This window comes from candidate division TA06 bacterium B3_TA06 (assembly GCA_005223075.1).
GTDB lineage: Bacteria > Hydrothermota > Tepidihabitantia > B3-TA06 > B3-TA06 > B3-TA06.
Genome location: NJBO01000015.1, coordinates 36,299 through 50,991 on the forward strand (window position 1 = coordinate 36,299; position 14,693 = coordinate 50,991).

Genomic DNA, 14,693 nt, shown 5'->3' on the forward strand with positions numbered 1-14,693 from the left:
CGTGATCAGCGCTAATCCTCAAGACGGGGTCTATGTTGCAGGGCCTGGAAGCGACGGAAAACGCCGTGATCGAAGCCTTTATTGCTGGTGTGGACCGCACTGAGGTCGAGGCTCCGACTACGGTGAAGGTAGAACCTATATCGGCTTGGGAACGGCAGGTAGCGATGGGAGATTTGCCGTCGTCACAGAACGTACGGAAATCGGAAACTACGTTACCGCCAAGCTGGTGATCGTTCAGTATGGATAGATTGGCAGACTAAAAAATATAAAAGGCGGTCAAAAGACCGCCTTTCTTTAATGCCCCTTTCGCCACTTGGCCGAAGGATCGCTCGCAATGACAAATAAAGCTCGGCTAAAGCCGGCCCCTACGATCTAAAAAGACCTTAAGTCACCGCTGAAGGGTTACTTCACAAGAAGCATCTTGGTAGTTTGTTTGAACCCGTCGGCTGTTGTCAACTCGCAGAGGTAGATACCGTTGCCGAGTTTTCTGCCCTGCTCGTCTCTTCCATCCCAGGTTACGCTGTGGGTTCCCGGTTCGAGGGTTCCGTGAATCAGGGTAATAACCTTTTGTCCGACGGTGTTGTAGACGGAAACGTCCACCACGCTCTTGGTGGGGATACTGAAGGCTATATCTGTCTTCGAGCTGAAGGGATTGGGGTCGTTCTGAGCCAGGTAGAAATTGGGGATGATCATGCCCTGCTGGTTGGGGCCGGGGACGACAGAAAGACTGGATACGATGTTGATGAACCGGCAAGCGTTGTCCTGCTGGTCTACCACCACCACGTGAAGGAACCAGTTGCATGTATCGGGAAGTGGGATGGGCATCGGCTGTGGATCAGGTCCGGGTCCGCCCCCGATCAAGCTGTCGGGGCCGACGTGAGGTGTGTCTTCCTTGGGACAGATGATTAACATGTCGGTAAGATTACCGGTAGGTCCTGCTCCGCTGAAGCCGCTTAAGCGGCCGGTGATTGGATTCAGGTCTCCCCACTCTATCTCGCCGGTCCAGGGATCCATGAAATCTACCCTGATGGTGCCGTCGAAGTTGGGGGTGTTCACCACCGAGTTAAAGGTCATCATGTGCCAGGCGTCTTCTCCAGACCATCTGATGGAGATCAATACGTCCTGACACCTTTCCAGCTCGTTCCGTGCCGTTTCCCAGTCGAAAGGCATGCATCTTACCGTGTAATTGTCGCCGTGCTCGCGAATCCATTTTCTCAAAGCGGCCACGATGTCATCGAGCAATGTCCCCACCTGTGCGTGGTTCGTTCCTGCTTCGTCTCCCAGGGTATCTACGAGTGCGGAATCGCTCAATCCACCGGTGATCTCGCTGTCGCCTTGACTCTCAAAGTACTTCAGGCAGGCGGCCGCCGCCGTTGGCACGCAATGGTAGTCGGAATGAGGTCGCTGGTTGATTCCCGGGATTCCCTTCTCGAATGAATCCGCCTTCGGTTCAATGTAGACGGCAACCGAGTCGATATTTTGGTAAGGGTCAGCGATCAAGATAAACAGTGTGTCCCCCTCGACCGCTTGCCAGTCCGTGAGGAACACGGCGATGTCGTCTGGAGGGGTGGGATCGTAGATACGCTCGTTGATTACGGTGAGAATCGGTTCCTGGAAATGGTAGGCCACGGCGAGAAACTGAATGGGGGTATACACCTGGGGAATGATGCTATGGTGAAAGTAAGCCGACCATCCGTCCTCGCCCAGTGGAGCAACGCTGGTGTCGGGCAGAGGATATGGAGTAATCGTAGTGTAGGCGGGCTCGTATCCATCCTGATCGCTGCCAAACAACGTCCAGGTCTGACCCTGGTCAATGGAGTAGTGAAAATCCACCCGCCTGATCTCTTTGTCGGGATCAAGAACGCACAGCTGGACCTGGCTTACTTCGTCGGCTCCTCCGATCCAGTTATGCCAGGGTTCGGCATACGCCCAGTCACCGACCGCGAGAACCGGCTCTCCGAACTGAGCCCACACCGGCGAGGCAACAGCGAAAAGCACCGCCAGCAAGGCAAACATGGAGATGGTACGTTTTTGAGGCATCTTTTCTTCCTTGTTTGGGTTTATGAAACGGGCAGGCTTCGCTTATCCAGGCAAGCGAGACCTTACCATTGAATGCCTTAAATTAAACTTATGTCCAATAATCCTGTAACTATATTAGGTTGCAATTATACCTGGAACAAAGACTTTGTCAAGTGGTTTAAGGAAGGAAGAAGGGTGGTGGAAACGAGGGGGTAAGGTCAAGGGACAAGCGAGGGTTACAGGTTAAAGAGCCGACCGCAAGGTCGGCCCCTACCATTTCTTTTTGTGATCTTTCGTCCTCCGACGAAAGGAGCCCTAAGATTTTACCATCACCAGAAGCATCTTGAAGCGCGTAAGCGCCCTCAGTGCGTGGGGTTGTGAGGCGGGCATGAGGATCATCTCGCCGGCGGATAGGGTGTAGGGTTTGCCTGAGATGGTGATCTCGGCCTGTCCGTCCAGTATATACACCATGGCGTCGGAAGGTGCGGTATGTTCACTCAGGCCTTGGTCTTTGTCGAACGCAAACAGGGTGACCGTGCCCTGCTTCTTGTCAATGATGGTGTGGCTCACCACCGCTCCATCCTGGTAGGAAAGCATCCCGGCGAGATCGAATACCTGGGGCCTCAAGTCTTTGTTCTGGGATTCCATATCTCTCCTCAGTTAAATATCTTACATCAAGCCTGCTTCCTTGTGCTTGGCAGCAATGGCATCAGCCATCTTATCCAGAGCGGCAAAATCCTCCTTAAGTGGAACACCCTTGGTAAGCACCGGTTCGATTACTTCCACCTCAAGGTTGGGAATCATCCCGCCAAGGGTTTCAACCGCCTTGCTTCCCCAGCCGTAGGAACCGAGGATGGAAAGGAACTTTACCTTGGGGCGCAGCAGGTTGGCCAGGTAGGTACCATACACCGCCAGGGGATGAGGACCGCCGATTACGGTGGGGGTGCCTACGATTATGGTTGCCGCATCCACCAGCGACATGGCAAGCTTTCCGATATCGGAAACCGCCAGATCGTATTGCTGAACTTCAAGACCGCGCTCGGCCAAGGCGGACACCAGGTAATCAACCATCTTCCGGGTACTATCATGCATGGATACGTAGGGAATAACCACCAAATTCTTGGGCTCACTGAGTACCCAGTCGGAGTAGGCGTTTAAGATGAACTCCGGCTTGTCGTATATAGGCCCGTGAGAAGGGGCAATCATGGCGATGTCGTAGGGTTCGAGCTTTTCCAGGTTGCCCTTGATTATCTTGCGGAAGGGCATCATGATTTCGGCGAAGTAGCGCTTGGCCGCCTCGTACACCCGGCCCTCGTCGGTTACGTACAGATCGGTAGTGGCGATGTGGGAACCGAAGAAGTCGCAGGAGAAAAGGATCTTTTCCTCTTCCAGGTAGGTGACCATGGTCTCGGGCCAGTGCACCCAGGGGGTGTGGATGAACTTCAGCGTCTTGCCGCCGATGTTCATGGTTTCGCCGTCTGCTACCGTCATGAACCGGTCTTCAGGGATAAGCAGCAGATCCCTAAGCATTCCCTTGGCCTTCTCGGTGCAGATAACCTTGGCACCGGGATACTTTTCCAGGACTGCCGGTATAGCGCCGGAGTGATCCTGCTCGGCGTGATGAGAGATAACGTAGTCAATCTTTGGCACTTTCACCAGCTGGGCCATGAGTATATGGGTCATGGGAGGATCGACCGAATCAACCAGGACGGTTTTATCCGCGCCCTCAATTAAGTATGCATTGTAGCTGGTTCCGTCAGGCAAGGGAATAAGGGAATCGAACAACCTCCTATCCCAATCTACAGCACCCATCCACTGGATGCCTTCTTTTATTTTCCTCGGTATCATGACTTCCTCCTCAATTTTTAGGCTTCTACCTAAAACCAGAGTGTTAGAGAGCCTCGAACACCCGCTTGAGTTTTTCCTCGACAGTTTCAGCGACATTGCGGAGCCGAGAGTTATCTATCATACCCATGGCCACAGTACTCGTGTTCATTCATGATGCTTTCACCTCTCGCTTTCTGCTCAGGTTCAGGAGATACTGCCTTGCCGCCAGTGCAGCTTTTGCGCCCTCCCCTGAGGCGATAATTATCCTCTTCCCGTAGGCGTTGGTGATGTCGCCTGCAGCGAATATCCCAGGATAGGAGGTGGAGCAGTCAGGGTTTATTACTATCTCGCCTCTCTCGTTAAGCTCGACCAGATTGGAAACCAGGGAGGAGTTGGCCTCTAACCCTATGGCTATGAACACACCCTTGATTGGGATTCTGACCTCCTCCTCTTCAGCCTTCTTTCTGATTACTACACCGGACAGAGAACCATTGCCCAGGAACTCAATCACCTTATGATACTCGTGTTTATGCACGTTCGGGAAGTTGTTGATTCGCTCGATTATCTTTGCATCGGCTGTAAGCTGGATGTCGGAGACGATGTGTATGTTCCTGGCAACGGTGTGCAGATTCTCAACCATCTGCAGCGCCGAATTACCACCTCCAATCACGGCAACATCCTCTCCCTCTACAAAGGAGAAGTCCTGGACGTTGCCGTAGAGCACCCCCTTGCGCTGGAACTCCTCCTCTCCGGGCACGTTGAGCTTACGTCTCCGCATCCCGGTCGTAATAATCAGCGTCTTGCCCACGTAGTGGTCGAGTTCCGAAGTCGTAACCCGGAAGCCTCCTTCAACCGGTTCAATCTTTTCTACCTCGCTCATCAGGTGGTCTATGTAGTTGGAGTGAATCAACTGGTCTTTGAACTTGGCGATAAGCTCCGGGCCGGTTATAAAGTCGTAGCCCATGTAGTTCTCTATCTTGGTGCTGTCAATGGCCTGCCCACCCAGGTCTTTGGCGATGAGGAAGGAATGAACCTTCATGGTTGCCGCATACACCGCAGCGGTCAGCCCTGCAGGGCCGCCGCCGATGATTATGAGGTCATAGGTAGGACAGACAGGGGCACACTCCTTTACCTGCAGGAACTTTTCCCTGCAGCCTTCCGAACAGAAGTAGTAGGTTTTCCCCTTATGCTTGAGGGTTACTGCCTCGTCCTCTTCGACCTCCATCAGGCATATGGGGTCGCGTTTCATGATGCACCACCTTTGGCCTCAGGCGAGATTGTGGAATACCGTGCTCAGCTTGGCTTCCACGTCTTCGGCTATCTCACGCAGCTCGGGATTGTCTATCATACCCATGGCCACAGTAGGTTTGATCACCTAGACCACGCTCTTGCCTTCCCTCTCGTAAACGATAACGTTGCAGGGAAGCATGAGACCGATGTCTTCCTCGTCCAGCTTCTTTTTAAGCGTTGCCTTCACGTCTATCTCGGTAAGAACCCCGAATCCTTCTTTTTCGAGTTCGGCTGTGACCTTCGCTAACGCGTCATCGAAGCCAAGGTCCAGCTCCTTCTTGAATCCGTAGCTAATCATCTCAAGCCTCCTCAACTCATGCGAGGTCGCGCTTGCGTTCCTCGAACTCTTCCTTCGAGATCTCTCCTCTTGCATAGCGTTTCTTCAGGATATCGAGTGCCGACTCCTGTCTGCCTCTTCCCGAAACCGTCTTGACCAGCCATACCACCAGCAAAACGATGCCCACGAGTAACGCTACCCAGAAGATTATGCCGAGAATCCACCAGCCTTCCATTCCATGCATTCCAAACCACATACTGGCCTCCTTTAGGTGTTAATTATAGGGAAAAAATCCGACATGTCAAGTAGGAATTTGCAATCGCTTTGGTGCCACGTTTCGGGCGAAATTTGCCACGAACTCGTCAGGTTTGAGTGCCACTCGTCACAATTAAGTGGGACAAAAGCTGGTCAAAAGGTGGTCAGAAGTTGGTCAAAAGCTACCCAAAAGTTGGACAATTTGGGGTATTTTGGGGGGAATCGGATCATTCCTTCTCTAGCGCTCCTAATCTTTTTAGCCGAGCGCGGATAGCACCCGGTTTCCTTTGAAAGATCTTTGCCAGTTCACTTGTGGTCTTTCCTTGGGCGTAACCTTCTTTCAAACGTAGATCCTCTTGCTCAGCCCACTTTTCATAGGCCCTTGGATACTTATGACGTATCTGCTCGATGCTGTGGGTTTTGGCATTCTCTTTCTTCAGAATGAATTTAAGTGTTTTTTCTAAACCCTCTCGGAAAGCCTCAAGGTGTTCCTCAAAAACCATAACACGAGTATGTTCGTGTGAACCTTGAGAAGTGCGTTTAGATTCGCTGATGACCAGATACCTTGTCCCCTTGGCGGTTTCTTTTACGTCGAAGAAGTATGTCCGGCTCCCTGCAAAGACCCTCTCGGAGAACAACTCCTGTCTTTTGCCAGGCATTGAATTGTCTCTCATTTGCTTAAAACCTCTCTTTGCCATTGCCTAATCTAATCCTTCGAGGTCAGGATACTTCTCTTTCATCTCCTCGAGCTGATCCTCAAGAAAGAATACCCACTCGTAGATGAAGTTGCGCTTAAAATCTTCGAATCCCTCTGTAGGAAGAATGAAGGGTGTTGGGGATGAGGCTTTGAAGAAGTACCTGCCGAGAGGCATCGTGTAGGAACGAGTGGCACGGGAAGGAAAATGAAACTCAAATCGCTGATCCAGTGATTCATTAAGTAGAGTAAGTACAAGAGACACCGGTGCCTCATTAATTATCTTTACCGCGCAATGATCCTTGTCGAGCAGGGAGTCTTCCCGTGGGCGGAAGGGTAACGGCTCTTTCTGTTTGAGCCTTGCTTTAGCCTCCTTAACCGCTAAGTCAAGAATAGGGTTTTCCTCCTGCCATTCATTAGCAGCTGTTAGAAGATCGAAGGCACTTGCAGAACGAAGGAGATATTCCCGGTCGGATTCCAACCCCCTCTCAGTTAGAACGAAAATTATGGGAGCCGTTCCCCCCACTGAGATCCACATCTCGGCTATCCCCCTACGTATAACACGAGAGAGATTCCGATCCGTAAGGAAGCTATGCGCCACAACACCTGCCGTAGGTTCCCCAATCGAAACCATAATCGCACGAGATGCTTCATAGAGACTGGTGTCTCGCGCATACTCCCGAAGGGCGTATTCGACCACCTTCTCTCCGTACTTACCTGCCCCATTCTGAACAGCGCCAGTAAGAAACATGAGACATAACGGTGCAAGAGCCGGTTCTGCATTCCCTCGCTGTAGTACGTAAGGGATGTCATTGGAGTCCAACTTGCTTGCAATCGCCATCACTGAGTCAAAAGCTTGTTGCTCGGTTAGCGTTTGGGCAATCTTGTCGAGATTATCAAAGAACTCGCCCAAATAAGGCTTCGGCCCAGCAGCCGGTGTTGCAGAAAAAACCATAATGAGCATTAAAATATTTTTCAAGACTACCTCCTTTGTGGTTTAAGCATACAGGCGATTCAGTCTTTGTCAAGGCGTATAAGCGAGTGTGCCAAGAGACGATTTAACTCTGTCTCTCTTTTTAGAGCATTAATGTTCGGGCTAGTGGTGTTGACTAGCAGGTGTTATCTGCTTATTATTACAGGATGTTGTGGGCGTACCGGGTGTTTCAAGTCGCGGGTGATTTATGAACGCGGTAGTGGCGCTGGTCGGGCCGTCTTCTTCATTAAACCTGATCCCCCTGTGTCCCCTTTAATAAGGGGGATATTTCGATCCCTCTTTGGTTCTCCCTTAGTAAGGGAGACTGCTTTGCCCCCCTTGTGAAGGGGGGTGCCCGCAGGGCGGGGGGATTAAAGGAAGGTGGCCGCTTCGAAGAGCGGACGGAGGGATCACCGAATCTGCGTTAATCTGCGGATTTAATGCTCCTTTTTGCTAACGCAAAAATATCGCAGTGGCTTCGCCCCAATCACCCCTCCCTTGACGGGAGGGGGTAGGGGGAGGGTGTACCACCCCCTCCTTACGCGAAGCGGCGCTTACGCCAATCCTCCCCCATCAAGGGGGAGGTAATGCTGACGACAAGCACCCTAATCACCCCTCCGTTGATGGATCAGCGTGCCCCCTTCGGGTAGGGGGAGGTGAATCACCCCCTCCTTTGTCCTCCCCCGTCAAGGGGGAGGTGAATTAGGATCATTACTTTAAGTTACCCCTCCCTTGATGGGACAGCGTGCCTCTTGGGATACTGAGTGTCCCATAGGGTATCAGGTCGGCCCGCATGATTCTAGTATAGACCTTAACCATCTCTAATTGTCAACCTCCCTTCTTAATCAACAACTTGACCTTAAAAAATTCCCCCTCCCCGTTGTGGAGGGGGTAGGGGGAGGGTGTATCACCCCCTCCTTTATTCTCCCCCGTCAAGGGGGAGGGAGTAATGGAAGAAGGGGCTAGCGCCCCTTCTTAATCCGCGTAATCTGCGTACTCCGAAGGAGAGAACGACTCTCAGAAGTTCTCATCTGTGGTTTCTTCCTATTTGTTATCTATCTGAGCCCTTTGCAGCTTGCCTTCATGCTCCTTTTGACCGCTAGCTCAAAAAGATCGCAGAGGGCTTCGCCTCAATCACCCCTCCGTTGAGAGATAGGGGGAGGGTGTATCACCCCCTCCTTACGCGAAGCGGCGCTTACGCCAATCCTCCCCCATCAAGGGGGAGGTGAATTAGGATCATCACCTTAAGTTACCCCTCCCTTGATGGGAGGGGGTAGGGGGAGGGTGTATCACCCCCTCCTTTATCCTCCCCCGTCAAGGGGGAGGTAATGCTGACGACAAGCACCCTAATCACCCCTCCCTTGATGGGAGGGGGTAGGGGGAGGGTGAAAGGCAGGTGTTGACTAATATCCGATACGTGGTTATCATTACGGAATGGGTAAGGCATACTTGATTTCAGGACTTATGGGGCGTTATCCGAAGCGACTTGAGATGTTAACTGTAAGATTAAGGAACTGCTGAAGTTATGAACGCGGTCGTAGCCCTGGTCGGGCGGCCAAATGTTGGGAAGTCCACGCTGTTCAATCGTCTGGTGGGGCACAGGGAGGCGATCACGCTGAAGACCCCTGGGATAACAAGGGACAGGCTCTACGGAACCGTGCACTGGCTCTCCAAGAGCTTTACGTTGATTGACACCGGCGGGTTTATCCCCCAGCCTGAGCAGCCGCTCGAAGAGCAGATGCGGCACCAGGTCCAGCTGGCTATCAAGGAGGCGGAACTGGTTCTTTTGGCGGTGGACGGCAAGGAAGGTCTGCACCCCGCAGATAAGGCCCTGGCCGAAACGCTCAGGAAGGAAGAAAAACCCTACATCGTGGTGGTCAACAAATCGGACGTGCGCACCGCGGAATGGGAGCACCATAGCTTTCACGTGCTGGGCGGGGCAGAGCTTTTCCTCGTATCGGCAGAGCATGGTGTGGGATTCGGGGACCTGCTTGAGGAGATCTGCGCCAGACTGACCTTTGGGGAGGAGGGCGAGCCCAGGCCTGAGGTTAAGCTTCTCATCGCGGGCAGGCCCAACTGTGGGAAATCAACACTCTTAAACGCTATCGTAGGCGAGGAGCGTGCGGTGGTGGATGAGGTGCCTGGAACTACCCGCGACCCTGTTGATACCTACCTGGAGGTCTCCGGCAGGATATGGAGGTTAGTGGATACAGCAGGTCTGCGCCGACGCACTCGCATCAAGGAGAACGTGGAGTACTACGCATCAACCAGGCTGCGCAGGGCCCTCGCCAAGGCCCAGATCATACTTCTCTTGATCGATCTTACAGAAGGTGTCACAAGACAGGATAAGAGATTGGCCGCCGAGATCATCGGCCGCCGAAAGGGATTGATCTTCGTTTTGAACAAGATAGATCTCTTCGATTCCCAGGCGCTGCGCAACAAACTGGATGAAGCCTCCTATCAGCTGCGCGGGATCCAGCAGTTCTTCCGTGTGCTTGTCTCAGGCAAGGAAAAGAAAGGGTTGGATGAACTTATCGGAACGGTCACAGCGCTTGTGGAGAAACGCAGCCAGCGCATCCCAAAGGAGCTTCTGGGTGAATTTGTCCAAAAGATTACCCGCGAACGCCCGCCAGGACGAAGGACAAAGATATACCGATTTATACAGAAGGAAGGCGCACCGCCGCTGTTCCTGGCAGAAACTAACAAACCTGACGAGCTTGAAGAGACATATCTGCGTTTCCTGACCAACCGGCTGCGCGATGCCTTCGACTTCACAGGCACCAACCTCAAACTCCAACCCACGCAACGACCGAGGCGCAGATGATCTCGCCTCTCTGGGATACGGTAATACTGGCAGTAGTCGGATTCCTGTCCGGCTCCATCCCCTTCGGTTATCTCGCTGCCTCTGCCAAGGGTGTGGACATCCGCAAGGTGGGCTCGGGCAACATAGGCGCGACCAATGCAATAAGGGCGCTGGGAACGGGCTGGGGTATAGGGGTAGGGCTGCTGGACGCGATCAAGGGAGCGGTGCCTGCCTACCTTGCTTTGCAGTTCTCACCCTTGCCTGGTATAGTAGGTGCGGCCGCTGTGCTGGGTCACATCTTCTCACCCTGGCTGCGGTTCAAGGGCGGCAAGGGTGTCGTAACCACTTTTGCCGTATTCCTTGTACTTACCCCTTTCCCTGCGCTTACGGCAGTAGGGGTCTGGATACTTCTTTTTCTTACCACCGGCTACGTTTCGGTTGCTTCCGTACTCTCGCTCACCGCTTTACCTGCTCTTATCTTCCTCTTGGGAAGACTGAACCCTGAGATATCGGTGATCGCCGCTGCAGCCGGCTGCGCTCTTCTGGTGGCGTGGGCGCACCGTGGCAATATGTTCCGGATTGCCGCAGGCAAAGAACCTAAAGCAAGATTGTGGAAAAAGCTGTGGAAAAGATGAGGATAAGTTTCCTTGGTGCAGGTGCCTGGGGCTCGACGATGGGGATCATGCTCTCACGTGAGGGCCACGATGTGAGGTTGTGGGAGATTGATGCCGCCCGGGTAAAGAAGCTGAAACACAAGCGCAGGCTTGCCGGTATTCTGCCTGGTGTAAGGATACCCAGCCAACTACACTACACCTCTGATATAGAAGAGGCAATTGCTGGAGCCGATCTTCTGGCCCTTGCGGTGCCCTGTCAGGCGCTGAGGGCCACCCTGCGCAGGCTGCCCAGAGGATATGAACCGCCGAGGATGGTGGTGAGTCTCATAAAGGGACTGGAGCGCAGGACTGGCTTTCGTCCCAGCCAGGTCTGGGCCGGGTTTTTCCCTCGCCGTCCGGCGACTGTGCTTTCCGGTCCCTCGATCGCCATCGAGGTGCTTAATGGGCACCCAACCGCGTTGGTTGCAGCGGGGGACGACGTGGAGGGGGTGAAGAGCGTGCAGAAGGTTTTCTCCATAAACAACCTGCGTGTGTACCGCTCGGGCGATGCTGTGGGCGTTGAGTTGGGCGGAGCCTTAAAGAACGTTATCGCCATCGCCTGCGGTATCGCCGAAGGGCTGGGGGCCGGAACCAATACCCGCGCGGCGCTTCTTTCAAGAGGGTTGGCTGAGATCACAAGATTGGGTGAGAGGTTAGGTGCCAACCCAAGGACGTTCGCTGGTCTTGCAGGCTGGGGTGATCTTATCACAACCGTTTGGAACCCTGCCTCGCGCAACCACCGCGTAGGTCTGGGGCTTGCCAGAGGCAAGAAGCTTGAGGCGATACTTGCCGAGATCGGTATGGTCGCCGAAGGGGTTGAAACCTGCCGGATTGCCCATAAACTAGGCAGGATGCACGAAGTCCAGATGCCGATAACCGAGGCCACCTACCGCTTGCTATTCAGGAACGCGGACCCGCGCAAGGAGATTACGCGTCTTCTTTCACGGTCTTTAAAGGAGGAGGTATGGTAGAAGAGCGTTTCTACACAATTACTCAGGTCTCGCGCATGACAGTGATCAAGCCGCACGTGCTGCGATACTGGGAGAAGGAGTTTCGCTGGCTGCGGCCACGAAAGAACTCGGCAGGACGCCGCATCTACTCCGAGCATGACATCGAACTCATAAGGCTAATTGAGAGGCTCCTGTACAAGGAAGGCTACTCTATAGCGGGCGCGCGCAGGCGGGTAGGGAAGCTTCTTGCGCTTTCTAACCAACTTCAACTGCCGCTCTCCGAGGTTCAAACCGATCCCTTGGAAAGGTTCAAGCAGGAACTTAAAGAGGTCCTTAAGATGCTGGGGCGCAAGTGACGCCTGCGGAAACCTCGTGGGGACCTCTGCTGCCCTGGGTTATAGACGGCATCGCAGCGCTCTTGATCCTCGGCTCGGCTGTCTCAGGTCTCATCAAGGGGGCGATACGCATCCTTGGAGCGATTGCAGGGGTTGTGGCCGCCATAATCCTGGGCTGGCGCTTCACACCCGCGCTTGCTGAACTCCTGATCCCCAGGATAGGATCAGTCTTCTTCGGCAAGGTGCTAGCCTTTCTTGCAATCTTTATCGCGGTGATGATAGTTGCCGCGCTCGTTGTCTTCCTCTTGAACAAGCTCTTTGATGCCATCCTTCTGGGCTGGGTCAACAAGCTTCTGGGTTTCGTGATAGGACTCGTTATCGGCACGTTCATCGTTTGCGTTATCATCTGGGTCTCGCTTCAGCTGTACCCTGAGCTTGCAGACCTCTACACCCATACCCGGCTGGTCAGGCTGTTAGCCGCTATCCTCCTTGTGTTCGCCCCGGGCGCAAGGAGCCCCCCTGTTCCTCCACCTGCCTGATCCCTGCTTCGATTATCTCTATCTCGGTAGTCTGCCCCACAAAGGTCTCTATGCTGTCAGTAACTTGTTCGGTATCAACCGGTGCAAAGGTAGTCTGCGCTCCGCCCGACAGCGTAACCGTTATTGTATCAGAGTCAAAAACCTCTGCACTAAATCCCCTATGATAAGTTGCCGTAACACACCCCGCTTTTTAGTTTACCATTCTTCCTCTCGAACAGTAGTTACGTAATCCCTAAAATCTTGAATGAGAGGTTGTATGTCTATCTTAGCCTCCTCAAATAGTTCTACGGTTTCTATAGAAGATTCTTCTCCTAAACCGCCCCAACCTTTCATGGCCATTCTCAATTGATCCACAGTAATACGTGCACGATTGTCTTTAGCTTCGATAGTAATGGTGAGTCTTATGTAGGGAGTAGCCCGTGCTTCTGCGAGAACATTGTAAGCAAAAGCAGCAATCTTAAAGGACTTTCCTGTGGCTTTTACGTATCCTTTACCAGCAATCGTGCCTGCTTCTTTGTCTTCGTATTCGATTACCGCTTTAGACTCCGTGAAAGTTCGCACCATCCATATCCTTGCGTCTCGGTAGATTTCGTCTTTTGATTTGCCTTCAACTTCTATCGTTTCCTGTATGATTCGCTCTTCTGGGGGGAGAATGTTAGCCGTAGTAGCACAAGCAGACATCATGATAATCACTCCGATAGCTCCCGCTATACCTAGCAAGGGAGCTATACAGTAGGCTATCCATCGTTTCATGTCATCCTCCTTAGTTTGCTTTCTTCTTTCTACGTCTAAGGTCTTCGACAAAACCTCCGCCTAAGATACCGGCAGGGAGAGCAAAAAGCCCGACACCTAAAATCGCTATTATAGCTCCGAAAATCTTACCTAAAAACGTGATGGGATAAATATCTCCGTAACCTACCGTAGTAAGCGTCGCCACACTCCACCACAGGGCATGAGGGATAGAGCGAAACACATCAGGCTGGACGGCGTTCTCGACATAATACATCAGCGAAGCAGAAATCACAAGAAGAATTATCGTTACAGTCAAAGTCATAACCAGCTCAGCCAACTTCGCCTTCAGAACTCGCCCCAAGGTTTTTAGTGCCTCTGAATACCTTCCAGCCTTTAAGACCCTGAACATACGAATTACCCGAAGAAATCTAATCATGCGCAAGTCAATAGGAATGACGAATGGTAAATAGAAAGGAAGAATGGCAAACAAATCTACAAGCCCCATAAAGGAAACAATAAATCTGAGACGACCAAGCACGGGTCCCAACTTACCATAACGTCTGTCTACCGTGCATGACCAAACTCTAAAAACATACTCAACTGTAAAAATCATCACGGAGATAACTTCAAACCACCTGAAGAAAACCGCCCAATGGGATAGCTCAGGCAAGCTCTGAAGGATTATCGCTAATACATTAGCAAAGCAATAATTAGACTGACAATAAAGATGTCGAAGGTTCTACTGAGCTTATTTCCTTTAGCAGCAGGTTCCAGAATCTCATGAAGTCGTCTCCGGAAATTTTCGACAGAACCTAGTTTACCCTTCCCTTTTTGTTTCTCCATTAGCACTTCCGTTTAAGGTTTAGGCATAGCCCTCTCTGGGCTTAAGTCTTTAGAGTTGCAAAGCGGACACCGCTTAGCTCCGAATAACAAAACCCAGAGGTAAACGAAAAGAAACCAAAATCCGCCCGTAATGATAGATAGAAAGATGTGAAGCCCGTGCCGAATGTTTCGCTTAGGCTCTACGAGTTGCTTGCAGTTAGGACAATACTTCATGCTGTTCTCCTTTGTCAGCCCTCTTAATTTCGTTTCCCCTTTAGCGCACGCGGATGAGCTTTCTTGTAGCCGTATGGTTCCCTGCCTCCATCCTGATGAAGTAGACGCCAGTGGCCACAGCTCGGCCAAGATCATCTCGACCATCCCAGGTTATAGCATAATAACCCGAGGCCTTGATACCAGAGCTCAGGGTCTTCACTGGCCTGCCCGAGACATCGTAGACCTTCAGGTTGACCAGGCCTGAATGGGCAAGCGAATAGTAAATATCGGTGGAAAGCTTGAAGGGGTTG

Annotated in this window: 17 protein-coding genes and 1 pseudogene; 6 read left to right on the top strand and 12 right to left on the bottom strand. The window is 52.4% G+C overall.

The genetic code is table 11. The features are described 5' to 3' along the window. Positions 1-32 precede the first annotated feature (32 nt). Positions 33-230, top strand: a complete 198-nt coding sequence (locus CEE36_08915; protein ID TKJ40976.1) for a hypothetical protein — start codon at positions 33-35, stop codon at positions 228-230. 172 nt (positions 231-402) lie between these two features. On the opposite strand, the gene CEE36_08920 is transcribed toward CEE36_08915, so the two are convergent. The 8 genes and pseudogenes from CEE36_08920 to CEE36_08955 form a co-directional block, all read right to left on the bottom strand. Then, complete coding sequence (locus CEE36_08920) at positions 403-2,040, bottom strand: hypothetical protein (GenBank protein ID TKJ40977.1); 1,638 nt, start codon at positions 2,038-2,040, stop codon at positions 403-405. Between the two features lie 294 nt (positions 2,041-2,334). Continuing rightward, positions 2,335-2,667, bottom strand: coding sequence for a cupin (locus CEE36_08925; GenBank protein TKJ40978.1), 333 nt, complete (start codon positions 2,665-2,667; stop codon positions 2,335-2,337). Between the two features lie 21 nt (positions 2,668-2,688). Further along, positions 2,689-3,867, bottom strand: coding sequence for an MBL fold hydrolase (locus CEE36_08930; protein ID TKJ40979.1), 1,179 nt, complete (start codon positions 3,865-3,867; stop codon positions 2,689-2,691). 148 nt (positions 3,868-4,015) lie between these two features. Continuing rightward, complete coding sequence (locus CEE36_08935) at positions 4,016-5,095, bottom strand: thioredoxin-disulfide reductase (GenBank protein TKJ40980.1); 1,080 nt, start codon at positions 5,093-5,095, stop codon at positions 4,016-4,018. An 18-nt stretch (positions 5,096-5,113) separates the two neighbouring features. After that, a pseudogene (locus tag CEE36_08940) lies at positions 5,114-5,434 on the bottom strand (ABC transporter ATP-binding protein). A gap of 16 nt (positions 5,435-5,450) precedes the next feature. Then, positions 5,451-5,669 (bottom strand): electron transporter RnfE, encoded by a 219-nt coding sequence (locus CEE36_08945; protein TKJ40981.1) that lies wholly within the window; start codon positions 5,667-5,669, stop codon positions 5,451-5,453. A gap of 226 nt (positions 5,670-5,895) precedes the next feature. Continuing rightward, the gene (locus CEE36_08950) at positions 5,896-6,327 is read right to left on the bottom strand and encodes a hypothetical protein (GenBank protein ID TKJ40982.1); all 432 of its coding nucleotides are present in this window, start codon (positions 6,325-6,327) and stop codon (positions 5,896-5,898) included. Between the two features lie 42 nt (positions 6,328-6,369). After that, positions 6,370-7,341, bottom strand: a complete 972-nt coding sequence (locus tag CEE36_08955; GenBank protein TKJ40983.1) for a hypothetical protein — start codon at positions 7,339-7,341, stop codon at positions 6,370-6,372. 1,519 nt (positions 7,342-8,860) lie between these two features. Here CEE36_08955 and der point away from each other — a divergent pair. Genes der through CEE36_08980 form a run of 5 tightly spaced genes read left to right on the top strand, consistent with a single transcriptional unit; the run spans position 8,861 to position 12,615 of the window. Next, positions 8,861-10,159, top strand: coding sequence for a ribosome biogenesis GTPase Der (gene der / locus CEE36_08960; GenBank protein ID TKJ40984.1), 1,299 nt, complete (start codon positions 8,861-8,863; stop codon positions 10,157-10,159). Beyond that, the gene (plsY, locus tag CEE36_08965; protein TKJ40985.1) at positions 10,156-10,773 is read left to right on the top strand and encodes an acyl-phosphate glycerol 3-phosphate acyltransferase; all 618 of its coding nucleotides are present in this window, start codon (positions 10,156-10,158) and stop codon (positions 10,771-10,773) included. The genes der and plsY overlap by 4 nt, the downstream gene beginning before the upstream one ends. Further along, positions 10,761-11,762, top strand: coding sequence for a glycerol-3-phosphate dehydrogenase (gene gpsA, locus CEE36_08970; protein TKJ40986.1), 1,002 nt, complete (start codon positions 10,761-10,763; stop codon positions 11,760-11,762). Before plsY ends, gpsA begins: the two co-directional genes overlap by 13 nt. Continuing rightward, a complete protein-coding gene (locus CEE36_08975) occupies positions 11,756-12,097 on the top strand; it encodes a transcriptional regulator (protein ID TKJ40987.1) in 342 nt (113 codons plus the stop codon). Before gpsA ends, CEE36_08975 begins: the two co-directional genes overlap by 7 nt. Continuing rightward, a complete protein-coding gene (locus CEE36_08980) occupies positions 12,094-12,615 on the top strand; it encodes a hypothetical protein (GenBank protein TKJ40988.1) in 522 nt (173 codons plus the stop codon). The genes CEE36_08975 and CEE36_08980 overlap by 4 nt, the downstream gene beginning before the upstream one ends. A 195-nt stretch (positions 12,616-12,810) precedes the next feature. On the opposite strand, the gene CEE36_08985 is transcribed toward CEE36_08980, so the two are convergent. The 4 genes from CEE36_08985 to CEE36_09000 form a co-directional block, all read right to left on the bottom strand. After that, a complete protein-coding gene (locus tag CEE36_08985; GenBank protein TKJ40989.1) occupies positions 12,811-13,368 on the bottom strand; it encodes a hypothetical protein in 558 nt (185 codons plus the stop codon). A 10-nt stretch (positions 13,369-13,378) separates the two neighbouring features. After that, positions 13,379-14,032, bottom strand: coding sequence for a potassium channel protein (locus CEE36_08990; GenBank protein TKJ40990.1), 654 nt, complete (start codon positions 14,030-14,032; stop codon positions 13,379-13,381). Positions 14,033-14,202: 170 nt separating this feature from the next. After that, a complete protein-coding gene (locus CEE36_08995) occupies positions 14,203-14,403 on the bottom strand; it encodes a hypothetical protein (GenBank protein TKJ40991.1) in 201 nt (66 codons plus the stop codon). Positions 14,404-14,443: 40 nt separating this feature from the next. After that, on the bottom strand, positions 14,444-14,693 hold a 250-nt coding region (locus CEE36_09000), incomplete at its 5' end, for a hypothetical protein (protein ID TKJ40992.1).